This is a genomic window from Thermus parvatiensis (assembly GCF_001535545.1).
In the GTDB taxonomy this organism is placed as follows: Bacteria; Deinococcota; Deinococci; order Deinococcales; family Thermaceae; genus Thermus; species Thermus parvatiensis.
Genome location: NZ_CP014141.1, coordinates 431,914 through 454,063, shown reverse-complemented (window position 1 = coordinate 454,063; position 22,150 = coordinate 431,914). Strand labels below are relative to the sequence as shown.

15 protein-coding genes and 4 pseudogenes are annotated in these 22,150 nt (G+C 66.6%); 8 read left to right on the top strand and 11 right to left on the bottom strand.

Features of this window, described 5'->3' with window-relative positions:
* Positions 1-43: 43 nt before the first annotated feature.
* The 4 genes and pseudogenes from AV541_RS02590 to erpA all read right to left on the bottom strand — a co-directional run bounded on the left by AV541_RS02590 (position 44) and on the right by erpA (position 4,690).
* Entirely contained in the window at positions 44-1,225 is a 1,182-nt protein-coding gene (locus tag AV541_RS02590; protein WP_060384165.1) for an ABC transporter permease, read from the bottom strand.
* Positions 1,226-1,234: 9 nt separating this feature from the next.
* Positions 1,235-2,245, bottom strand: a complete 1,011-nt coding sequence (locus tag AV541_RS02585) for an ABC transporter permease (RefSeq protein WP_060384164.1) — start codon at positions 2,243-2,245, stop codon at positions 1,235-1,237.
* 72 nt (positions 2,246-2,317) lie between these two features.
* Positions 2,318-4,185: pseudogene (locus AV541_RS02580) on the bottom strand (peptide ABC transporter substrate-binding protein).
* A gap of 124 nt (positions 4,186-4,309) precedes the next feature.
* The gene (gene erpA, locus AV541_RS02575; RefSeq protein ID WP_008633304.1) at positions 4,310-4,690 is read right to left on the bottom strand and encodes an iron-sulfur cluster insertion protein ErpA; all 381 of its coding nucleotides are present in this window, start codon (positions 4,688-4,690) and stop codon (positions 4,310-4,312) included.
* A gap of 78 nt (positions 4,691-4,768) precedes the next feature.
* On the opposite strand from erpA, the gene AV541_RS02570 reads away from it, so the two are divergent.
* The 6 genes and pseudogenes from AV541_RS02570 (at position 4,769) to AV541_RS02545 (ending at position 11,101) form a co-directional block, all read left to right on the top strand.
* The gene (locus tag AV541_RS02570; RefSeq protein ID WP_060384163.1) at positions 4,769-5,899 is read left to right on the top strand and encodes a M24 family metallopeptidase; all 1,131 of its coding nucleotides are present in this window, start codon (positions 4,769-4,771) and stop codon (positions 5,897-5,899) included.
* Positions 5,900-5,925: 26 nt separating this feature from the next.
* Positions 5,926-6,858 carry a ribose-phosphate diphosphokinase gene (locus tag AV541_RS02565; protein ID WP_008633306.1) on the top strand — a complete coding sequence of 311 codons (933 nt, stop codon included), beginning with the start codon at positions 5,926-5,928 and terminating at the stop codon, positions 6,856-6,858.
* Positions 6,855-7,571, top strand: coding sequence for an alpha/beta hydrolase (locus AV541_RS02560; protein WP_060384162.1), 717 nt, complete (start codon positions 6,855-6,857; stop codon positions 7,569-7,571). Before AV541_RS02565 ends, AV541_RS02560 begins: the two co-directional genes overlap by 4 nt.
* A complete protein-coding gene (locus AV541_RS02555) occupies positions 7,558-8,166 on the top strand; it encodes a DUF72 domain-containing protein (RefSeq protein ID WP_244880568.1) in 609 nt (202 codons plus the stop codon). Before AV541_RS02560 ends, AV541_RS02555 begins: the two co-directional genes overlap by 14 nt.
* Positions 8,138-10,030 (top strand): biosynthetic arginine decarboxylase, encoded by a 1,893-nt coding sequence (gene speA, locus AV541_RS02550; protein ID WP_060384161.1) that lies wholly within the window; start codon positions 8,138-8,140, stop codon positions 10,028-10,030. Before AV541_RS02555 ends, speA begins: the two co-directional genes overlap by 29 nt.
* Positions 10,031-10,055: 25 nt before the next feature.
* Positions 10,056-11,101 (top strand): annotated as a pseudogene (locus AV541_RS02545) (GGDEF domain-containing protein).
* A 48-nt stretch (positions 11,102-11,149) separates the two neighbouring features.
* Here AV541_RS02545 and metK read toward each other — a convergent pair.
* Positions 11,150-12,328 carry a methionine adenosyltransferase gene (metK, locus tag AV541_RS02540; RefSeq protein ID WP_041444420.1) on the bottom strand — a complete coding sequence of 393 codons (1,179 nt, stop codon included), beginning with the start codon at positions 12,326-12,328 and terminating at the stop codon, positions 11,150-11,152.
* Positions 12,329-12,421: 93 nt separating this feature from the next.
* Here metK and murI point away from each other — a divergent pair, with 93 nt between their 5' ends.
* Both murI and AV541_RS02530 read left to right on the top strand, forming a co-directional pair.
* On the top strand, positions 12,422-13,195 hold the full coding sequence (murI, locus tag AV541_RS02535; RefSeq protein WP_060384160.1) for a glutamate racemase: 774 nt from the start codon (positions 12,422-12,424) through the stop codon (positions 13,193-13,195).
* 29 nt (positions 13,196-13,224) lie between these two features.
* The gene (locus AV541_RS02530) at positions 13,225-13,878 is read left to right on the top strand and encodes an LOG family protein (protein ID WP_008633319.1); all 654 of its coding nucleotides are present in this window, start codon (positions 13,225-13,227) and stop codon (positions 13,876-13,878) included.
* On the opposite strand, the pseudogene mutS2 reads toward AV541_RS02530, so the two are convergent.
* The 6 genes and pseudogenes from mutS2 to AV541_RS02500 form a co-directional block, all read right to left on the bottom strand.
* A pseudogene (gene mutS2 / locus AV541_RS02525) lies at positions 13,853-16,086 on the bottom strand (endonuclease MutS2). The gene AV541_RS02530 and the pseudogene mutS2 overlap by 26 nt on opposite strands.
* A 22-nt stretch (positions 16,087-16,108) precedes the next feature.
* Positions 16,109-16,447, bottom strand: a complete 339-nt coding sequence (locus AV541_RS02520; RefSeq protein WP_008633323.1) for a hypothetical protein — start codon at positions 16,445-16,447, stop codon at positions 16,109-16,111.
* Positions 16,448-16,452: 5 nt separating this feature from the next.
* Positions 16,453-18,165 (bottom strand): annotated as a pseudogene (locus tag AV541_RS02515) (glycoside hydrolase family 13 protein).
* 4 nt (positions 18,166-18,169) lie between these two features.
* On the bottom strand, positions 18,170-19,489 hold the full coding sequence (locus tag AV541_RS02510; RefSeq protein ID WP_060384159.1) for a sugar ABC transporter permease: 1,320 nt from the start codon (positions 19,487-19,489) through the stop codon (positions 18,170-18,172).
* Positions 19,490-20,818, bottom strand: a complete 1,329-nt coding sequence (locus AV541_RS02505; RefSeq protein WP_060384158.1) for an ABC transporter permease subunit — start codon at positions 20,816-20,818, stop codon at positions 19,490-19,492.
* Positions 20,819-20,949: 131 nt separating this feature from the next.
* Entirely contained in the window at positions 20,950-22,146 is a 1,197-nt protein-coding gene (locus tag AV541_RS02500; RefSeq protein ID WP_008633334.1) for a sugar ABC transporter substrate-binding protein, read from the bottom strand.
* Positions 22,147-22,150 lie beyond the last annotated feature (4 nt).

The following is a 22,150-nucleotide window of genomic DNA, read 5'->3' as shown; positions in this document are numbered from 1 at the left end:
AGCCAAAACTCCTGTGCGGGCTTAAGCCCGCACAGGAGTGGCCTTAAAGGCGGCTCCTTGGGTCCAAGGCGTCCCTAAGCCCGTCCCCCAGGTAGTTGAAGGCCAGAACCGTGATGAAGATCATGAAGCCCGGCGGCAGGGCGAGCCACGGGGCGGTGAAGATGTACTCCTGGGCGTTGGTGAGCATGTTCCCCCAGGTGGCCACCGGGGGCTGGATGCCAAAGCCCAGGAAGGAAAGGGCAGCCTCGGTGAGGATGGCCCCGCCGATCTGCAGGGTGGCCTGCACGATGAGGGGGGCCATGGTGTTGGGCACCAGGTGGCGGAACATGATGCGGGCGTCCGTGGCCCCCAGGGCCTGGGCGGCGGTGGCGTAGTCCATCTCCCTAAGGGAGAGGATGCTCCCCCGCACGAGCCTTGCCGTCCCCAGCCAGCCGAAGAACACGAGGATAGTGATGATGATGAACACGCTGGCGGCATCCCCAAACACCCCCTGGGCCCAACGCCCCACCGCCACCTCGGGGTCCCGCAGGAGGGCGGAAAGCACCAAGAGGAGGGGGAGGGTGGGGATGGTAAGCATGAAGTCAATGAGGCGGCTAATGGCCACGTCCAGGTCCAGGCGGATCTCCCCCTTAAGCCCAAACCAAGCGGCCCAAAGCACCAGGGCCAGGGTCAGGCCAAACCCCAGGTAGCTCCCCGGGCTTCCCGCCTGGATCCCATCCTTGGCCAGGGCCCAGGCGATGGAAAGGGCCAGGTAGAGCACCCCGTAGTAGAGGAACCAGGAAAACACCCGCCACAGGGCGAAGCTCCAAGGGTAAAACCCCTCCCGCTCCCGGCGCAAGGGGCCCAGGTAAAATCTCAAGGGGCGCCCGGAGAAGTACCCCGCCAGTGTCCCCATGATGGTCCCCAGAATCACGCTGGAAAAGGCCACGGCAAAGCCCACCAGCAAGGAGATGCGGGAGCCATAGATGATGCGGGAAAGCACGTCCCGCCCCAGGTCGTCCGTGCCCAGGGGGTGCTCGGGGGAAGGGGGCAGGAAGTAGTAGGCCCCCACGTCCTCGCCCGTGGGCTGGGCCGTGGGGTCGTAGGGGGCGATCCATGGAGCAAACAGGGCCATGAGGACGAGGAGAACGATGACCACAAGGCTCGCCATGGCCATCTTGTGCCGCCGGAGACGGCGCCAGAAGAGGCTGAAGAAGGTCCGGGGCTTAGGGGATGCGGTCGCCATAAGACACCTCTAGCTGTAACGGATCCGGGGATCCACCACCGCGTAGGCCAGGTCCGCCAGGAGGTTGAAGAGGGCCGTCATCAGGGCCAAGAAGGCCAGGGCGGCCATGGCCACGTTGTAGTCCTTCTCCACCAAGGCGTCAAAGATGGCCCGGCCCATCCCGGGGTAGCTGAAGATGGTTTCGGTGATGGTGGCCCCGCCCAAGACACCGGGGATGGCGAGGCCCACCAGGGTCACGATGGGGATGAGGGCGTTGCGCAGGGCGTGCTTGTAGAGCACCACCCGCTCGGCGAGCCCCTTGGCCCGGGCGGTACGGATGTAGTCCTGGGAGAGGACCTCCAGGAGAGAGGCCCGCATGAACCGGGTCCACTCCGCCATCTGCAAGGAGGAAAGGGCCAGCACCGGCAGGATAAGGTGCCAGGCCCACTGGCCCAGGAACGCCCAGAGGCTCACCGCCCCCGAGCGCACGTCCTCCCAGAGCACCCCGGGAACCCCCCCTGTGGGGAAGCGGGGGAAACCCGGGATGTGGTCGGGAAGCCAGATGGCGAAGAGGTAGAGGAGGAGGATGCCCAGGAAGAAGACCGGCATGGAGAAGCCCACGAAGGAGAGGAAGGTGATGGCGTAGTCGGCCAGGGAGTACTGCCGCACGGCGGAGAAGACCCCCACGGGGATGGCCACCACAAGGGCCAGGGTAAGGGCCAGGCCCGAAAGGAGGAGGGTCTTGGGCAGGCGTTGCACGAAGATGTACTCCGCCGCGGGGATCCCGTAGGTGCGGCTATAGCCCAAGTCCCCCTGGACCGCCCGGGAAAGCCACTTGAAGTAGCGGATGTGGAGGGGCTGGTCCAGGCCGTAGGCCCGCTTCAAGGCCTCAAACTGCTCGGCGGTGATGCGGGGGTTCTGCCGCCTGAGCTCGTCCAAAGGATCCCCCGGCTGCAGGGCCAGAAGGGCATAGATGACCACGCTGGCCGCGAAGAGCAGGGGGATCATCTGCAAAAGCCTGCGCACCGTGTAGGCGAACACCCTTGTACCTCCCGTTTATGCCATTAAAAAGCCCGCTGGGAAAACCCAGCGGGCCTCACTATACCACCCGGGTTACCTGGTGGAAAGGGCGTACTTCGCCTGGTCCCACTTCTTCACGGCCCCGCGGCTTTCCCAGCCGATCTCCCAAGCGTTCCAGCCGGGGTAACCGTAGCCGCCCGCGTAGGCGCTGGCCACGTAGTTGACCAGGCCCTTGCGCACCACGTAGGGGTTGGCGCGGAAGTAGAGGGGAAGCGCCGGGAGCTCCTCGGCCCAGATCTCCTGCGCCCGGGCGAAGAGCTGCTTCCTGCGGTTCTCGTCAAACTCCAGGACCGCCTGGCTGGTAAGGCGGTCAAACTCGTCGTTCCGCCAGCCACCAATGTTCTGGCCCTGGTAGTTGTTCTCCTTGGTGGGCACCATGATGGCCCCGGTGTTCAGGTTCTTGTACTGGAAGAGGGAGCCGTCCTCCTGCAGGTTGGAGACCCAGGCGAACATAAACATCCCCGTCCACTTGCACTCGGAGGCGCGCTGGATGTAGTCGTCGGCGAAGACCACGGCGCTGGGGGCGTTATTGATCTTGACGGCGATGCCGATCTTCTTCAGGTCCTCGGCGAAGAACTGCTGGGTGCGCTCGCGGAGGGCGTTGCCGGCGGTGGTGACGTACTCAATCTCAAAGCGCACGGTGCGCCCGCCCACGGTGCGCTGGAGGATGCCGTCCGGGCCCTTCCTCCAGCCCATCTCCGCCAGGAGGGCCTCGGCCTTCTTCAGGTTAAACTCGTACTTCCTGACGTTGGGGTTGAAGAGGGGGTTGACGGGGGCGATCCAGGTGTGGGCCACGGGCTGGAGGCCGTCAAAGAAGGCCTTGACCAAGCCCTCGCGGTTCATGGCGTGCAGGAGGGCCTGACGGGTGCGCTTGTCGTTCAGGCCCAGGTCACGCACCGCCTGGCAGTTCTCAAACTTGTTGATGTCAATGTGCTCCCAGATGGCGCCGGGGACGAACCAGATGTCAAAGCGACCGGGGGCGCGCCGCACCAGCTGGGGCGAGCGGCCCTGGTCAAAGGTGAGGGAGACGCTGGAGGTGGCGTCAATGGAGCCGCCGATCACCGCCACGAGGAGGGAGTTGGTGTTCTGGATGAAGCGGTAGACCACCTTCTGCACGTACTTGCTCTCCCCACCCTCGGGCTTGATGGGGAAGTTGGGGTTCCGCTCCATCTCGATGGAGTTCCCCGGCACCCAGCGCCTGAGCTTAAAGGCCCCCGAGTAGACCATGGCCCCGCGGTTCAGCGCCTGGGGGTAGAGAACTTGAGGAAGAAGTTGCGGTAGAGCTCATTGAGCTTCTCCGCGTCCTTGTCGGGATCCAGGTTCCGGGCCGCCGCCTTCACCTTCTCCCACTCGGGGCCCATGATGTGCTTGGGGGCGTAGCCGATGGGGGAGCCGTAGGTGTCGTAGTAGTAGGCGGGTTCAAAGATCACGGTGAAGTTGCGGGCATCCCGTACCCGGAGCTGGACCCGCTCCCAGTAGTCGGGGTTAAGGACCGGCATGCCCTTGGCCTTGCCCACCTCGTAGTAGAAGGCCACGTCCTCGGTGGTGATGGGCTTGCCGTCGGACCAGCGGGCGTCTGGGCGGATGGTGATGTCCATCTCCAGGCGCTTCTTGCCCCCGCCGATGTCCCGGACCCGCAGGCGCCCGTTCTGCTGGGTGGGCACCTCGGTGGCCAGAACGGGGAAGTTCTGGCTGTCGGCGTTGAAGCCGATCAGGGGAGCGAAGAGGTACTGCTCAATCTCGGTCTTGATGGACTGGTTGGAAATGACGTTGAGGAAGTCCCCCGCCAAGACCCTGGGCTCCTGGGAAGCCCCGATCACCAGGCTGTTGTCCTGAGGCCCCGCCAGGGCCAGGCCCAAAGCGGTTATACCGAGTACAGCCAGCTTACCTACGTTCCTCATACCGCCTCCTTTCGTGGCACTATCGCAGTGGCCGAGGTTATTATACGACCCTTCCGATGAAGGTCAACACGGCCCAAAACTAAAGGGGTCTGAAGCCAAGCCCCTTTAGGATCAGGAAGGTCCCTTAGTGCCCGCAGGTGCGGGGGGCCCCCTCCTGGTCCTTGGTGCGGAAGGAATGGCCGCAACCGCAGGTGCTGGCGGCGTTGGGGTTGTGGACCGTGAACCCGCCCCCCATGAGGCTTTCCACCCAGTCAATCTCCGAGCCCACGAGGTAGGGCAGGGACATCCGGTCCACCACCAGGCGCACCCCGTGCATCTCCACGAAGGTGTCCCCCTCCAGTTCCCTTTCGTCCACCGCCATGCCGTACTGGAAGCCCGAGCAGCCGCCGGACTTGATGTAGACGCGGATGGCGGCGTGTTCCTTCCCGTAGCGGGCAAGGATCTCCTTTGCCTTCTCCGCCGCCAGGGGGGTGATCCGGATGACCGCCTCTTGGGTTTCCACCATGCCGAACCTCCTTACCCCTAAGGCTAGCACGGAAGGGGTAGGAGAAGGTGAGGGAGCTTCCAGAGGTAGGATGGACCCATGGAGCTACGGGCGGTGCAGGAGGTCCTAAAGGAAGAACGCCTGGACGGCTGGCTTCTTTATAGCTTTGGCGGGAGCAACCCCCTGGCCCTCGAGGTCCTGGGCCTCGCCCACCTCCACCTCACCCGCCGCTTCGCCTACCTCATTCCCAAGGAAGGGGAGCCCACCCTCCTCTGCCACGCCATTGAGGAAAGCCTCTTCCCTCCCCTCCCCGGAAACCGGAAGACCTACCACACCTGGAGGGGCTTCCTGGAGGGCCTCGCCCACCTTCTTAGGGGAGTGCGGCGCGTCGCCCTGGAGTACGTCCCGGGGGGGCAGATTCCCTACCTCTCCCGGGTGGACGGGGGAACCCTGGACCTCCTCCGGGGGATGGGCCTCGAGCTCGCCTCCTCCTGGCCCCTCCTCCTCCTCTTCCAGACCTGGGACGAAGAAAGGCTGCAAAGCCACCGGCGGGCGGCGGCCGGCCTCGCCCGGGCCAAGGATCTGGCCCTGGACTTCCTGCGCCAAAACCCGGAGGCCAGTGAGCGGGAGGTCCAAAGCGTGCTCGTCCGGGCCCTGGAGGCGGAAGGGCTCATCTTTGACCACCCCCCCATGGTGGCCTTCGGGAAAAACGCCGCCAACCCCCACCACGAACCCTCCGAGGCCCGCCTGGAGGAAGGGGCGGTGGTCCTTCTGGACCTGTGGGCCAAAGTACCTGGGGGGGTCTACGCCGACCTCACCTGGATGGCGGGGAAAAGGCCCCCGGAGGCGGCCCACCAGGCCTTCCAAGCGGTAGCCCGGGCGCGGGATAAGGCCATCGCCTTCGTGGCCAAGGCCTACCGGGAAGGCCGCCACCCTAAGGGCTTTGAGGTGGACCGGGTGGCCCGCCAAGTGCTGGAAGAGGCGGGCTACGGCCCCTACATCCGCCACCGCACCGGGCACAACCTGGGGGAGGAGGTCCACGGCGCTGGGCCCCACCTGGACGACCTGGAAACCCACGACTTCCGCCCCCTGGTGCCGGGCCTCGCCTTCACCGTGGAGCCCGGGGTGTACCTGCCAGACTTTGGCGTGCGCACCGAGGTGGACGTCTACCTCCATCCCACGGGCCCCGAAGCCACCACCTCCCTGCAGGAAGCCATTACCCCGCTTTAGGGGGGCGTGGTATCTTGGGGGACGGCATGAACCGCCCCCTCCTGATCTTCTCCGGCCAGTCCAACCGACCTCTGGCCCAGGCCATCGCCGAGGCCCTGGGCCTCCCCCTGGGCAAGAGCACCACACAACGCTTCGCCAACGATAACCTCTTCGTGCGCTTTGAGGAAAGCCTAAGGGAAGGGGACGTCTTCATCGTCCAGTCCTTCACCCCGCCGGTGCAGGACCACCTGATGGAGCTCCTCATGATGATCGACGCCGCCAAGGGGGCCAGCGCCGCCCGGGTCACCGCCGTTATCCCCTACTTCTCCTATGCCCGAAGCGACAAAAAGGACGCCCCCAGGATCTCCATCACCGCAAGGCTCATCGCCGATCTCCTGCAGACGGCGGGGGCCGACCGGGTCCTCACCATGACCCTCCACTCCCCCCAGGTCCACGGCTTCTTCAAGATCCCCGTGGACCACCTCTCCGCCGAGCCGGTGATCGCCAACTACTTCGCCACCCGGGTGGACCTGGAAAACGCCGTGGTGGTGGCCCCGGATGCTGGGGACCTCAAGCGGGCAAGCTCCTTGGCCCGAAGGCTCGGCCTCCCCCTGGCTTTCATTGATAAGGAAAGGGTGTCGGACACAGAGGTCCGGGTCCGGATGCTGGTGGGGGAGGTGGAAGGGAAGACCGCCCTCATCGTGGACGACGAGATCTCCACAGCGGGGAGCCTGGTGGAGGCGGTGGAGGCCCTGATGCAGGCAGGGGCCAAGGAGGTCTACGCCGCCGCCACCCACGGGGTCTACGTGGGCCCCGCCCTGGAGCGGATCGCCAATAGCCCGGTCAAGGAGGTGGCCGCCACCGACACCTGCCCCCCCAAGGCCGGCCCCAAGCTCAAGACCCTCACCGTGGCCCCCCTCTTCGCCGAGGCCATCTGGCGGATCCATAGGGGGGAGTCGGTTTCCAGCCTCTTCACATGATGGCGCGGACCGAGCGGCTTCAGCTTGCGGGCCTTCCCGTTTTGGTCCAGGTCTCCGAGGACCCCAAGGCCCTCCTTTTGGTCCTCCACGGGCTCAAGGGGTCCAAGGAGCACATCCTTACCCTCCTTCCCGGCTACGCGGAAAGGGGCTTCCTCCTCCTCGCCTTTGACGCCCCAAGGCACGGGGAGCGCCAAGGTCCTCCCCCCTCCGCCAAAAGCCCCCGCTACGTGGAGGAGGTCTACCGGGTGGCCCTGGGCTTCAAAGAAGAGGCCCTGAGGGTGGCGGAGGAGGCCCAAAGGCGCTTTGGCCTTCCCCTTTTCCTCGCCGGGGGGAGCCTGGGGGCCTTCGTAGCCCACCTCCTCCTTGCCGAGGGCTTCCGGCCCCAGGCGGTTTTGGCCTTCATCGGCTCGGGCTTTCCCATGAAGCTTCCTCAGGGGCAGGTGGTGGAAGACCCTGAGGTCTTGGCCCTCTACGAGGCCCCGCCCGCCACCCGGGGGGAGGCTTACGGCGGGGTGCCCCTTCTCCACCTTCACGGCAGCCGGGACCTCATCGTCCCCCTGGCCCGGATGGAGAAGACCTTGGAGGCCTTGAGGCCGCACTACCCCGAAGGCCGCCTGGCCCGGTTCGTGGAGGAGGGGGCGGGCCACACCCTCACCCCCCTCATGGCCCGGGTGGGGCTGGCCTTCCTGGAGCACTGGCTTGAGGCCCGGTAGCGAGATCCTGGTGGGGCTCAGGGGCTACCGGGGCTTCCCCGGGGGGTTCAAGGCCTACCGCAAGGCCTTCCCCACGGTGGAGCTCTCCTGGTGGCACCGGGTGGGGGACGTGGGGACGATAAGCCGCCTCCGGGCCCTCGCCCCCGAGGGGTTCCGCTTCAGCGCGGTGGGCCACAAGCACCTCACCTTCCGCCCCACGGGGGAGGAAAGGCGCGTCCTTAGGCGGCTTCTTCGGCGCTTCCGCCTCTTCGGCCCCAAGGCGGGCGCCCTCCGCCTCCTCCTTCCCGAAGACCTTTCCCCGGAGGCCCTCGAGGCCTGGCTCCCCCTCCTCGAGGCGGTCCAGAACGAGCTCGGCCCGGTCCCCATCGCCTTCCAGGCCCCCGCGCCCCTGAAACCCCTCCTCCTTGAGCGGGGCCTGGCCGTGGTGAACGCGGAGGAGGGCCCCTTCCTCTACCTCCTGGACCCCGAGCGCCTCCCCCGGGGAAGGGGTACGCCTACTTCGCCCCGGAGCGGGTCTTCCCAAACCCACCTCCTGGGCCTACACTCGGGGAGGAGGTTGAGGGGCGTTGAAGGTGGCCAAGCGCTTCACCCTTAAGGACGCGGAGGAGCTTTACCTGGTGCCCCACTGGAGCGGGGGCTTCTTCCGGGTTGGGGAGAAGGGGGATCTGGAGGTCACCCCCTTGGGCCCCAAGGGCCCCGCGGCCTCCCTCTTGGAGATCGTGGAGGCCTTGAGGGACGAGGGTAGGCCCCTGCCCCTCGTGCTCCGCTTTCCCCAGATCCTCGAGGCCCGGGTCCGGGACCTCAACGAGGCCTTCCTGGAGGCCATGGCGAAGTACGGCTACCAGGGCACCTACCGGGGGGTCTACCCGGTGAAGGTGAACCAGCGCCGCCTGGTCCTGGAGACCGTGGCCCGGGCGGGAAGGCCCTACCACCTCGGCCTCGAGGCGGGGAGCAAGCCCGAGCTCGCCCTCATCCTGGCCCAGGACCTCTCCGAGGAGGCCCTCATCACCACCAACGGCTTCAAGGACGACGACTTCGTCCGCCTCGCCCTCATGGGGAAGAAGCTCGGCCGCAACGTGGTGATCACCCTGGAAAAGTTCGCCGAGCTTTCCCGGGTCCTCCGCCTCTCCAAGGAACTCGGCGTGAAGCCCCTTTTGGGCATCCGCTACAAGCTCAAGGCCAAGGGGGCGGGGCAGTGGGAGGCCTCCGGGGGCGAAAACGCCAAGTTCGGCCTCACCACCCCGGAGATCGTGCGGGCGGTGGAGGTCCTACGGGAGGAAGGGCTTCTGGACACCCTGGTCATGCTCCACGCCCACATCGGCAGCCAGGTGACCGATATCCGCAAGGTGAAGCAGGCGGTGCGGGAGGCGGCCCAGACCTACGTGCAGCTCAGGAAACTGGGGGCCCCTCTCCAATACCTCAACCTGGGCGGAGGCCTGGCCGTGGACTACGACGGCTCCAAGACCAACTTTTACGCCTCGGCCAACTACACCCTCTCCGAGTACGCCGAGAACCTGGTCTACGTCACCAAGGAGGTGGTGGAGGCCCAGGGCGAGCCCCACCCCATCCTGGTCACCGAGAGCGGGCGGGCCATCACCGCCTACCACGAGGTCCTGGTCCTCCAGGTCATTGACGTCATCGCCCCGCCCGGGGAGGCGCGGCCAAGCCCCCCGCCCCCCGAGGCCCACCCCCTGGTGAAGGAGCTCTGGGAGAGCCTGCAAAGCCTCTCCCCCAAGAACTTCCAGGAGGTCTACCACGACGCCTTCGCCGACAAGGAGACCCTTCAGACCCTCTACGACCTGGGCCTGGTCTCCCTGCGGGACCGGGCCCTGGCGGAGGAGATCTTCTACCACATCGCCCGTCGGGTCCAGGCCATCGCCCAGAACCTCCCCTATGTCCCCGACGAGCTGGAAGACCTGGAGAAGCTCCTCGCCGACAAGCTGGTCTGCAACTTCTCCGTCTTTCAGAGCCTCCCCGACGCCTGGGCCATCCACCAGCTCTTCCCCGTGGTGCCCCTCTCCCGCCTCCTGGAGCCCCCGACCCGGAGGGCCACCCTGGTGGACATCTCCTGCGACTCGGACGGCAAGATGGACCGCTTCATTGACCTCCACGACGTGCGCCAGACCCTGCCCGTCCACCCCGTCCGCCCCGGGGAGCCCTACTACCTGGGGGTCTTCCTGGTGGGGGCGTACCAGGACGTCCTGGGGAGCAACCACAACCTCTTCGGCCAGGTGGGGGAGGCCCACGTGCGTGTGGAGGAGGAGGGCTTCGCCATAGAGCGCTTCGTGGGGGGGGAGACGGCGGAGCGGGTGATAGAGAAGATGGGCTTCACCGCCCGGGAACTGATGCTCGGGGTGGAGCGCCTGGTGCGGCGAAGCCGCCTCTCCCCCGCGGAGAAGGGCGCCTTCCTGGAGCGCTACGCCCGGGAGCTCCAGGGGTACACCTACCTCGAGGACTGAGGCCCTAAGGTAAGCTTGGGGAAGGCTGCGCCCTACCCTCGAGGTCCTGGACCCCTTGATCCCCGCTAGGCGGCGCCTCGCCGTCCGGCTTCTCCTCTTGGGAAGTGTCCTCACCGCCCTCGCCTACTGGGCCTCCAGCCAGGTGGGGCTGGACCCGGTGGACCGGCACCTCCTCCCCATCCTCGCCACGGGGTTTCTCCTGGGGGGCCTCCTCCTCCACTATCGGCCGGGCACCGCCCCCTGGCTCCTCCCCCTGGTCCACGGCCTCCTCGCCCTCTACCTCCTGGCAAGCCTCGCCTACCAGCTCCTCCTCAAGCCCAACCCCTTAGGCCTTTCCCCCGCAGCCTACTGGGTGCCCTTCGTCTACTTCTCCGCCTTCCTCTTCTTCCCCGCCCGGAGGGCCCTAAGCCTCGCCCGCCTCTACCTCCTCCTCCTCTTCCTCCTGGCCGTTCTGGGGGCGCTTCGCGGCCACTTCCAGCCCGCCCACCTCAACGCCCTCGCCCAGTTCCTCGGGGCGAACCTGGCCTACGTGAGCCTCCTCTACCTGCTGGTGCGCCTGAAGGAAGGGTACATGGAGGCCCAACTGGACGCCTACACCGACTTTCTCACCGGGCTCAGGAACCGCCGCTATCTAGAGCTCATTTTGGAAAGGGAGCTCTTCCGCCTGCAGCGCTACGGCCGCCCTCTCTCCCTCATCCTCCTGGACCTGGACGGCTTTAAAGCGGTGAACGACACCCACGGCCACGAGGTGGGGGACCGGGTGCTCCAGGCCCTCGCCCAACGCCTCGAGGCCCACATCCGGCGAAGCGACCGCGCCGTGCGCCTGGGCGGAGAGGAGTTCGCCCTTCTCCTCCCGGAAACCCCCTGCCCCAGGCCCTGCGCCTGGCGGAGCGCCTGCGGCAGGCGGTGGAGGCCATGGCGGTGCCCCCGGTGGCGCGGATCACGGCGAGCTTCGGCGTGGCCGAGGCGCGCCCCACCGACACTCCCCTCACCCTCCTCCGCCGGGCGGACGAGGCCATGTACCGGGCCAAGCGCAAGGGGAAAAACCGGGTGGAAGCAGCCCCCAAATAGGAAAGCCCCGGCCAAAGGCCGGGGCCCTCACGCCGACGCAAGGCGGTACTAAAGCCCCGCCTCCCGCCTAAGGGCCTCCACCCGGTCCGTCTCCTCCCAGGGGAAGCCCTGGCGGCCGAAGTGGCCGTAGGCCGAGGTGGGGGTGTAGATGGGCCGCAGGAGGTCCAGCTCCTCAATGATGGCGAGGGGCCTCGGGTCAAAGACCTTCTTGGCGATCTCCGTGAGCTTCTCGTCGGGCAGGACCCCGGTGCCGAAGGTCTCCACCCTAAGCGAGACGGGCCTGGCCTTGCCGATGGCGTAGGCGAGCTCCACGAGGGCCCTCCTCGCAAGCCCCGCCGCCACGATGTTCTTCGCCATGTAGCGGGCGTAGTAGCTGGCGGAGCGGTCCACCTTGGTGGGGTCCTTGCCGCTGAACGCGCCGCCCCCGTGGGGCACCGCCCCTCCATAGGTGTCCACGATGATCTTCCGGCCCGTAAGCCCCGTGTCCGCGTGGGGCCCGCCCAGGATGAAGCGGCCCGAGGGGTTGATGAGGTACTCCGTCTCCCCGTCCTTCAGGTACTCCGGGGGGATGGCCTGGCGCACCACCTCCCGGATCAGGTCCTCCCGCAATTGCTCCTGCTCCACCTCGGGGGAGTGCTGGGCGGAGACCACCACGGTCTTGACGTAAAGGGGCTTATCCCCCTCGTAGACCACGGTGACCTGGGCCTTGCCGTCGGGCCGGAGGTAAGGCAGAAGCCCCGTCTTCCGCACCTCGGCGAGGCGCATGGTGAGGCGGTGGGCCAGGGTGATGGGGAGGGGCATGAGCTCCGGGGTCTCGTCGGTGGCGTAACCGAACATGAGCCCCTGGTCCCCGGCCCCCACCCGGTCCAAGGGGTCGGTGGACTTGAGGACCCGCCACTCGTAGGAGAGGTTGACCCCGCCGGCGATGTCGGGGGACTGCTCGTCTATGGCGGTGAGGACGGCGCAGGTGTCGGCGTCAAAGCCGTACTTGGCCCGGGTGTACCCCACCTCCCGCACCGTCTTGCGCACCAGGTTGGGGATGTCCACGTACCCCTCGGTGGTGATCTCCCCGGCCACGAAGACGAGCCCGGTGGTCACCAGGGTCTCCGCCGCCACCCGGGCCTTCTTGTCCTGGGCGATGAGGGCGTCCAGGATGGCGTCGGAGATCCGGTCGGCCAGCTTATCCGGGTGCCCCTCGGTAACCGATTCAGACGTGACCAGCCTCAACGCGCGCACCTCCTTTACCCCGATGCCCCCTTCGGGGCAACCCTGATAGTATAGCACCCCCCCTTTCCGTCCAGAGAGGTAGGATGGGGCCCCGTGAAGGACCCCAAGGCTCCCATCGGCGTCTTTGACTCCGGGGTGGGGGGGCTCACGGTGCTCAAAGCCCTCCGCCGCCTCCTGCCCCGCGAGGAGTTTCTCTACTTCGGGGACACGGCCCGCGTGCCCTACGGCGGCAAGCCCCTCGCCATGGTGCGCCGCTTTGCCTGGGAGATCGCGGGCTTTCTCCTGAGGCAGGGGGTGAAGGCCATCGTGGTGGCCTGCAACACGGCGAGTTCCGCCGCCCTGCCCGACCTCGCCGAGGACCTCTCCGTGCCGGTCTTCGGGGTGGTGGAGCCCGCCGCCAGGGCCGCCCGCGGCTTCCGGAAGGTGGGCCTCATCGGCACCCAGGCCACGGTGGAAAGCGGGGCCTACCCCAGGTACGTGGACCTGGCCTGGGCCAAGGCCTGCCCCCTCTTCGTCCCCCTGGTGGAGGAGGGGCTTTGGGACGACCCCGTGGCCCTCCTCGTGGCCCGCCACTACCTCGAGGACGCCCCCAAGGACCTCGAGGCCCTGATCCTGGGGTGCACCCACTACCCCTTCCTCAAGGGGGCCATCGGCGCGGTCCTCCCCGGGGTGGCCCTCCTGGACTCCGCCGAGCTCACCGCCCGGGAGGTGGCGAGGGCCCTCGAGGCCGAGGGGCTCCTCAACCCGGAGGGCCAGGGCCGGACCCTCCACTTCGTCACCGGAGACCCGGAGGCCTACCGGGCCCTGGCCGAGCGCCTGGGGGAAAAGGTGGAGGCCGTGCGCCGGGTGAGCCTGGAGGAGCTTTAGGCTCCCCGGGGAGAGGGTAAGCTTAAGGCATGCCCAAGAAGCCCCTCATAGACCAGCTCCACCACGAGGACAGCTGGCGGCTTTTCCGCATCCTGGCGGAGTTCGTGGAGGGGTTTGAAACCCTCTCGGAGATAGAGGTGCCCCTGGTCTCCGTTTTCGGCTCCGCCCGCTTCGGCGAGGGCCACCCTGCCTATGCCCTGGGCTATCGCCTGGGGCAGGCCCTGGCCCGGGCGGGCTTCGGGGTGGTGACGGGGGGCGGGCCTGGGGTGATGGAGGCGGTGAACCGGGGAGCCTACGAGGCAGGCGGGGTGAGCGTGGGCCTGAATATAGAACTCCCCCACGAGCAAAAGCCCAACTCCTACCAGACCCACGCCCTCTCCTTGCGCTACTTCTTCGTGCGCAAGGTCCTCTTCGTCCGCTACGCCGTGGGCTTCGTCTTCCTGCCCGGGGGGTTCGGCACCCTGGACGAGCTCTCCGAGGTGCTGGTCCTCATCCAAACGGAAAAGGTCCACCGCTTCCCCGTCTTCCTTATGGACCGGGGCTACTGGGAAGGGCTCGTCCGCTGGCTCGCCTTCCTCCGGGACCAAAAGGCGGTGGGGCCAGAGGACCTCCAGCTTTTCCACCTCGTGGACGAGCCAGAGGAGGTGGTCAAGGCCCTCAAGGCCGAAGCGCCACCACGGTGACCCCGTGCCCCCCCTCGCCGGGCGGGGCATCGGCGAAGCTTTCCACCCGCTTGTCCCGGCGGAGGGCCTCGCGGATGGCTTGCCTTAGGGCCCCCGTCCCCTTGCCGTGGAGGAGGCGGAGGGTGGAAAGGCCCAGGGCCCGCGCCTCCTCCAGGGCCTGGTCCACCTCCAGGAGGGCCTCGGCCACCGTGAGGCCCCGGAGGTCCACCTCCTTCACCTCCCGCCGGGGCTTGGCGAGGAGGGGCTTGCCCGGTTCGGCCTCGGGAAGGGGCTTCACCTCCTGGGGCTTGAGGCTCATCTTCAGGGGGCCCACCTGGACCAGGACCTCCTCCCCCCTGAGCTCCACCACCCGGCCCCGTTTGCCCAAGGACGGCACCTCCACCAAGACCCCGGGGGCGAGGCCCGGCGGAGGCGGGGGCGGCGGGGCCTTCTTGGCGTAGCGCTCCCGGAGGGCCATGAGCTCCCGGAGGGCGTCCCGCTTGCCCTCGTTCCTGGCCTTCTCCTTGAGGGCCTTGAGCTCGGCCTCCACCTTGAGGAGCTCGGCCCGCACCTCCTCCTCGAGGGCCTTAAGCCTTTCCGCCCGCTCCTCCTCAAAACGGGCCTCCCGCTCGGCCAGGGCCTCCCTAAGCCTCTCCACCTGGGAAAGCTCCCGCCTCAGGCGCTCCCGCTCCGCCTCCAGGGCCAGGCGCTCGGCCTCGAGCCTCTCCAGAAGGGCCTCCAGCCGCCCCCCCTCGGGCAAAAGGGCCTCGGCCCGCTTGAGGACCTCCTCGGGGAGGGCGAGCCTCCTCGCGATGGCCAGAGCGTAGCTCCGTCCCGGCACCCCCAAAACGAGCTCGTAGGTGGGGCGCAAGGCCTCGAGGTCAAAGCGCATGGAGGCGTTTTGGATGCCTTCCCTCCCCTGGGCGAAGGCCTTTAGGGGGGAGAGGTGGGTGGTGACCATCCCCTTTACCCCCCGCGCCAGGAGGGCCTCGAGGATGGCCTGGGAAAGGGCCGCCCCCTCCTCGGGGTCGGTGCCGCTTCCGAGCTCGTCAATGAGGACGAGGCTCGTGGGGGTGGCCTCCTCCAGCATCTCTTTGAGGCGCCTTAAGTGCCCGGCGAAGGTGGAGAGGTTTTCCTGCAAGGACTGCTCGTCCCCTATGTCGGCAAAGACCCGGTCAGGCCAGGCCAAAAGGGCCTTTTCCGCCGCCACGAAGAGGCCGGACTGGGCCATGAGGACGGCAAGGCCCAGGGTCTTGAGGAGGGCGGTCTTCCCCCCCATGTTGGGCCCGGAGATAAGGAGGATGCGGTTCGTCTCGTCCAGGGCGAAGGAGTTCCGCACGGCCTCCGGGATCAGGGGGTGGAAGGCCCGGTAGAGCTCGTACCGCTCTCCAAGAGCAGGGCGGGAAAGCCCCAGGTCCCGGGCCAAGGCGGCCTGGGCCTGGACGAGGTCCAAAAGGCCCAGGGCCTCCAAGGTCTTCGGCACCCCCTCGTCCTTGGCGAGCCTCTCGGAGAGGTCCTGGAGGATGCGGTTCACCTCCTCCTCCTCCTTTAGCCTCAGGGCCTGGAGGCGGTTGTTGAGCTTGACCACGGAGAAGGGCTCTATGAAGAGGGTTGCCCCCGATTCGGACTCGTCCAGGAGGATGCCCGGCACCTTCTGGGCCATCCCCGCCCTCACGGGGACGCAGTAGCGCTCCCGCCTCAAGGTGACGAAGCGGTCTTGGAAAGCCTCCCTGTGGCGGTCTATAAGGGCGTAGAGACGGTCCAGGATCTGCTGGCGGAGGGGCCTGAGCTCCTTTCGGATCTGGGCAAGCCTCGGGCTCGCCTCGTCCTTCACCGCCCCCTCCTCGTCCAGGGCCTTCCGCACCCGCTCCAGGAAGGGGGTGTGGTCCCCAATGGCCTCCGCCACCTGGCTTAAGGCGTTTTTCAGGGGAAGGAGCTCCTCCTTCAGGGCCATGGCCTCCTCCAGGGCCTTGGCCGCGCGTAGGAGCTCGGGGCCGGAAAGCCTCGCCCCCGCGAGGGCCCTCCCGTAGGCCTCCCTTAAGGCCCCCGCCTCGGGAAGGGCGTAGGGGTAGCTGAGGGCCTCTCCCGTGAGCTCGTGCCGCCGCTTCGCCTCCTCCTGGGAGAGGGGGGCGAGGGCCAGGGCGAGCTCCCGGCCCAGGGGGTCTTGGCCCTCTCCGCCAATAGGGCCCGGACCCGGGGGAATTCCAGGACCTCGAGGACGTCCCGCACAAAGAAAGAGTATACCCCGGGCTTAGCGCTTCAGGAGCTTAAGGAGCAGGGAAAGAACCTCCCTCTTCGCCGCGAGCTGAGCCCCCTTGGCCGCTAGAAGGCCCAACCGCCCAAGCCTCCCCGCGGGAAGCAGGGTCAGGAGGGCCGTGATCTGGGAGAGCAGTTGCTCCCTTTCCTCGAGGCTCAGGGCCTCCCAGCGGCGCTGAGCCCCTTCTATCAGGGCACGTAGCCGCTCCCGAAAGCCCTGCGCACCGGCGCCCTCCTTATGGAGGGCCTCCGCTTCAGCAAGGAGGTCCACCGGGGCCTCAACCTTCTTTCGCGCCACCCGCCGCACCTTCCCCCTAAACCGCTTGAGGCGCATCCCCTTCATTCTAAAGGCTCCAGGAGGAGGTACCGCGCCTCCACCTCCCCCGCCACCTCCCTTCCCGAAAGGAGGTCCACCCCTCGGGGAAGGGAGAGGCGTACCTCTTCCTTGGCGAAGAAGGCCCAGACCTCCCTCCCCCGGTGGCGCCGCCCGAAGGCCAGGACCCCCGGGGGGGCCTTGAGGGGGAGAAGCCCCCGAGCCTCAAGGCGGGGTGGGTCTTCTTGAGGAGGATGAGGCGCCGGAGGAAGGCGAGAAGGTCCTTGTCCCAAAGGGCCTCATCCCAGGGGAAGGGGGCGCGGCAGTAGGGGTCCCCCCGCCAGACCTCGTAGGGGTTGGGCTGGGAAAGGCCCACCTCGTCCCCGTAGTAGACGGCGGGGCTTCCGGGGAAGGCGAAGAGGAGGGCATAGGCCAGCTTGAAGCGCTCCTTGTCCCCCTTAGTCGCCAAAGGGCCCGGGGGATGTCGTGGGAGGAGACGAAGGTGTACATGGCGTGGCGTACCTGGAGGGGTAGGGCCTGGTAATGGTCCCAAAGCGCCGCCCAGGCTGCCTGGGCCTCCACGGACACCGCTTTCCCATGCACGTCCCGCCCGGAGAGCCACTCCATCACCGGGTGGGCGAAGCCCGCGTAGTGCATGGCCCCGTCCAGGGTGTGGGCCCGCAGGGTGGGGATGGCGTCGTAGGAAAGTTCCCCGAAGACTACGGCCTCGGGTCTTTCCTCCTTAGCGGCCCGGGCTAAGGCGCGAAGCCAGCGGGCGTTCTTGCGGTTGGTCCCCCCTTCCCCGATGGAGTGGGCCACATCCAGCCGGAAGCCGTGGGCCAGGCGCATCCAGTAGCGGATGGGGGCTCTTGGCCCATGGACGAAGCGCTCCTGGGTGAGGGGGGAGGCATAGTCCAGCTTGGGCATGGACTTTACCCCCAGAAGGTGGCGTAGGAGCCATCGGGGTAAAAGGTGAACATGCTCCGCTCTGGGCTTTCCGGGTCCTTTAGGGCCCTTTGAAACCAGGGGTGGGTGGCTCCCACATGGTTGAAGACGCCATCCAGCACCAGGCGCATGCCCCTCTTTTCCAAAGCCTGGAAGAGGGCTTCCAGGGCTTCCTCTCCTCCCAGGTGGGGGTCCACCCGCAGGTAGTCTTCCGTGTCGTAGCGGTGGCTGCTTGGGCTTTGGAAGATGGGGGTTAGGTAGAGGGTTTCCACCCCCAAGGCCTCCAGGTAAGGGAGGGCTTCCAGGATCCCCCAAAGATCCCCCCCGTAGAACTCCCAAGCCCCTTCTGGCCCAGGGGGTTCGTCCCAGGCCTTCTTGCGGATGGGCCTGCCCATGAGAAGCCATTCCCCATCCTTGGGGGCAAGCTCCTTTCGCCCCTGGCGGAAGCGGTCGGGGAAGATCTGGTAATACACGGTGCCCAGGGCCCACCAGGGGGGAAGGGATCCCGCCAGGAGGTGGAAGAAACGGTCGTAGCGGGGAAGGGTTTTTTCCAGGCCGTGGCTGCCCAAGAAGCCTTCGGGCAGGAGGAAGCAGTAGCGAAAGGGGCTTACGTGCACGGGAACCCGCACCCTTAGGCCCCCCTTGGCCGGTTCCATGGGTTTTTTGTGGATCTCCCCGTCCTTTTCGTAAAGGAGGAGCCCTTCCTCGGCCTCAGTTTCCAGGTAGAGGGTCACCTCCTCTCCCAGCTCGGGCAGAGGGGGATGGATGTGCTCGAGGTCGTGGTAGTGAGCCATAGGGCTACTCCTTCACCGCTCCTGCGGTGTACCCGGAAACGAAGTACTGCTGGAAGCCGTAGAAGAGGAAGAGGATGGGCAGGGAACCGAGGACGCTGGCGGCGGCGAAGATCCCCCACTTGGTCTGGAACTGGCCGGTGGTGAAGCTTCGAAGCCCCACGCCCACGTTCCAGCTTTCCACCCCCGTGAGGACCAGGTTGGCTAGGACGAACTCCGAGTAGGTGCCCACGAACTGCAGGAGGAAGACGAAGACGAACATGGGGGCGGAAAGGGGTAGGAGGATTTTGGTGAAGACCTGCCACTTGGTGGCCCCGTCCACCATGGCCGCCTCCTCGAGGCTCGGGCTGATGCTTTCCAGGTACCCCTTGTACACCCAGGTGCCGAAGCTGATGATCCCCCCAGAGTAGGCCAGCACGAGCCCGGTGAAGGTGTTCAAGAGGTCCAGCCGGGAAAGGAGGTAGTAGATGGCCACCAGGGCCAGAAATCCGGGAAACATCTGCACGAAGATGAAGAAGAGGAGCACGGGGTAGCGGCCGGGCAGGTGGCGGAAGCGGGCGAAGGCGTAGCCCGCGGTGGCGGTGAGCAACACGGCGAGGAGTCCCGTGAGCCCGGAGATGAGGAAGGTGTTGCGCACCCAGAGCAGGAACTTGGCCTCGGTGCCTTGTCCGGTGAACTGCCTGGGGGAAAGGGTGAGGGCCAAGGCGAAGACCGCCAGGGCCAGGAGGAGGAGGAGCCTTCCTTGCCAGAAGTCCATCCAGTCCTCCGGGGTTAAAAGCCGCCTCAGGAGGCCGATGAGGGCCACACCCAAGAGGGCGAGCCCCCCGAGGAGGAGAAGGCCCACCTGGTAGGGGTAGAGCACCACCCCCTCCACCAACTTGGCGTAGTTTTCCAAGGAGGGCTCGGGCACGTAGGGGATGACCTTGGCGTCCAGCAGGAGAAACCCCGTGTCCGGCCTGCGGAAGCTGAAGAGGTTGTTGGTGGGGTCAAAGCTGGCGGCCACCACCTGCACCACGGGGTAGTAGACGAGGAGGATCAGGATCCAGAGGAAGAGGTGGGTCACCCCCTGCCAGAAAAGGGGCCAGGGGCTTCGCCTGCGCCCTTGAAGGCGGTTGGCCAAGGCGGTGTGAATCACGCTGTAAAGGAGAAGCAGGAGGACCAGGCCCAGAAGGATGCCCAGGGCATAGGCCCAGCCGTAGGGCACGAAGACGCTGCCGAAGGCCACCTGCTTGCGGTAGGAACCCGCGTCAAAGAGCCGGTTTAGGGCAAACCAGTAGACCCCGTAAAGGGCGAGGCCCACGAGGAGGAAGGCCAGAAGCCGCCGCACCTACTTCACCTCCCTCAGGGCTCCGGTGATGCGGAAGTTCACCAGGCTGATGGCCACGGTGATGGCGAAGATGAGGAGGCTGATGGCCGCCCCCAGGCCGTAGGCGGACTGCCCCTCGGCGCTGAAGGCGGTCTTGTAGGCCCAGGAGATAAGGATGTCCGTAGCCTGGGCCGTGGCCAGACGGCCCTCCTGGGCCGGGCCACCCCCGGTGAGGAGGTAGATGAGGTAGAAGTTGTTGAAGTTGAAGGCGAAGGAGGAGAGGAGGATGGGCAGCATGGGCTTCTCCAGAAGGGGGAGGGTGATGTGGCGAAGGGCCTGCCAGGGGGTGGCCCCGTCCACCTTGGCCGCCTCGTAGAGCTCGTCGGGGATGGTGGAAAGAGCCCCCAAGGTGGCGGTCATCATGTAGGGGAAGCCAAGCCACAGGTTCACCAGGAGGATGGCCACCTTGGCCCAGTCGGGGTCGTTGAGCCAGGGGATGGGGTAGATGCCTAAGACTCCCAGGAGCCGGTTGATGGCCCCGAAGTTGTAGTTGAGGAGGGCCACGAAGACCTGAACGGTGATCACCCCCGGAAGGGCCCAGGAGATGATGAGCACCGTGCGGTAGAAGTTTCGGAGCTTGAGGCCCTTGTTGTTGAGAATGAGGCCCAAAATAAGGCCCAATAGGGCATTGAGGAGCACCGTGCTGGCGGCGAAAACCACGTTCCAGAGGAAGACGGGAAGGAGGGCCTGGTTCGCCTGGGAGAGGATGAAGGCGAAGTTCTTCAGGCCCACGAACTGGAAGGCGTTCACCTTGGCCACAAAGGCGGCCTGAAAGGGCGGGGTGCGGTCTAGGACCAGGGTGTTTCCCTCAGCCTCGAGGATCCTGGCCCGGGCCCGGTGCCCCTCGCTGTAGACCTCCACGGGTTCCCCTTCGCAGGGGTTGCAGCGGAGAGCTTCCGTAGCCGGTTCCTCCAGGATGAGCTTAGGGCCTTCCTGCTTCAGTACCCGGGTTTCCGTGGAGCGATCGGGGAAACCGTTTTTCCGCCCCGAGTAGTCGGTGAAGGCCAGGTAAACCGTGAGGGCGATGGGGTAGAGGGTAAAGACCAAAAGAAAGGAGAGGGCGGGGAGGAAGTAGTACCAGTCGGTAAGCCAGGGGAAAAGGCGTCCCACCAGGATGGCCCCCGGCACCAGCACCAGAAGGGCCAGGACCAGGATGGTCCAGCCCGGAGGGGCCAGGTAGGCCTCGAGGGCCAGATATCCCAGGATGCCCACCCCTGTGGACAGGATCAGGAGGCCCAAAAGCAAGGACAGGGCCAGGAGAAAACCCTTAAGGCCAGGAGGGTGTTTCATGGCTTAAAGATACGCCCCCCACGGGGGAAGGAGGTCCCATGGGGGGCCGACATGCCATTGAGTCCTATCAACGGAGACTTGGGGAGGTTTGCCGGGGTCCCTGCCCTGGCGGCAGCCAGGGTGGGGCGGTATTACCTCCCGATGCCCTTCTTGATCTCGGCCACCATGTCCTCCACGATCTTCCTCACGTTGGAGTCGGGCCGCTGGATGGCCAGGTTGATGGCGTTGGCCCACGGACCCCATACCTTGCCCATCTCAGGGATGTTGGGCATGGGGGTGCCCAGGGCGAAGACCTTGGAAAAGCCCGCCACCACGGGGTCTTTTTCCAGGGCCTTCACGGCGCTCTTGGACACGGGGATGCGGCCACCTGCCTGGTTGAAGGAAACCAGGTTCTTGCCGGTGACCAGGGTCTTGGCGAAGTTGACCGCGGCGGTCTTGTTCTTGGAGTAGGCGTTCACCGCCACCCCCTGCACTCCCAGGAAAGGCCCCCAGGGGTTCTTGGCCCCGGGCGGGGTGGGGAAGGGGGCGATCCCGAAGTCAATCTTGGCCTTCTTGTAGTCGCCTAAGGCCCAAGGGCCGTTGAGGATCATGGCCAGGGCCCCGTCCTTGAAGGCCCCGTCCGCCACCCCGTAGTCCACGCCCTCGGGCACCAGGTTGTACTTGAAGCGGAGGTCCTTGATGAACTGGAGGGCCTTCTCCCCCACCTCGCCCCCGATGAGGAGCTTGGAGGGGTCAAGGTTGCCCTTTTGGTCCTTGCCGAAGACGTTCTCCGCCCCATAGGCCTTGAAGAAGCCAAAGTTGAAGTAGGGCTCCCCGATGTTGTAGAGGAAGCCGAAGGTGGAGCCGGTGGTGTGCTGGCGGGCCAGGGCCAGGAACTCCTCCCAGGTCTTGGGGGCTTCCTTCACGTACTTTTTGTTGTAGATGAGGGCCACGCTTTCCGCGAAGGCGGGAAGGCCCATGAGCTTGCCCCCAAAGGTGAAGGCCTCCACGGCCACGCTTTGCAGGTCGGAGAGGTAGCTTTGCGTCACGTATTTGCCCATGGGTTCCAGCACCCCGGCCTGGGCCATCTCCCCCAGCCAGTCGTGGGGGATGGAGACCACCAGGTCCGCCGCCTGTCCCTGGGGTGCCCCCAGGATAAACTTCTGCTTGATGTCCCCGAAGGGGACCTCCACCACCTCCACCTTGGTACCGGAGGTCCTCTCATACGCTTGGGCCTGGGCCTTGAGCCACTCCAGCTCCGGGCCGCCGAAATGGGTCCACACCGTGATCTTCCCCTGGGCAAGAACCAGGGAGAGGCCGAGGGCCAGTACCGCCAGTGCTCGTCTCATATCC

Excerpts from the sequence above, each read along its gene's own strand:
- AV541_RS02590 (WP_060384165.1), bottom strand. The coding sequence starts at position 1,225 with ATGGCGACCGCATCCCCTAAGCCCCGGACCTTCTTCAGCCTCTTCTGG.
- erpA (WP_008633304.1), bottom strand. The coding sequence starts at position 4,690 with ATGGTGGAAACCCAAGAGGCGGTCATCCGGATCACCCCCCTGGCGGCG.
- AV541_RS02570 (WP_060384163.1), top strand. The coding sequence starts at position 4,769 with ATGGAGCTACGGGCGGTGCAGGAGGTCCTAAAGGAAGAACGCCTGGAC.
- AV541_RS02565 (WP_008633306.1), top strand. The coding sequence starts at position 5,926 with ATGAACCGCCCCCTCCTGATCTTCTCCGGCCAGTCCAACCGACCTCTG.
- AV541_RS02560 (WP_060384162.1), top strand. The coding sequence starts at position 6,855 with ATGATGGCGCGGACCGAGCGGCTTCAGCTTGCGGGCCTTCCCGTTTTG.
- AV541_RS02530 (WP_008633319.1), top strand. The coding sequence starts at position 13,225 with ATGCCCAAGAAGCCCCTCATAGACCAGCTCCACCACGAGGACAGCTGG.
- AV541_RS02520 (WP_008633323.1), bottom strand. The coding sequence starts at position 16,447 with ATGCGCCTCAAGCGGTTTAGGGGGAAGGTGCGGCGGGTGGCGCGAAAG.
- AV541_RS02505 (WP_060384158.1), bottom strand. The coding sequence starts at position 20,818 with ATGAAACACCCTCCTGGCCTTAAGGGTTTTCTCCTGGCCCTGTCCTTG.
- AV541_RS02500 (WP_008633334.1), bottom strand. The coding sequence starts at position 22,146 with ATGAGACGAGCACTGGCGGTACTGGCCCTCGGCCTCTCCCTGGTTCTT.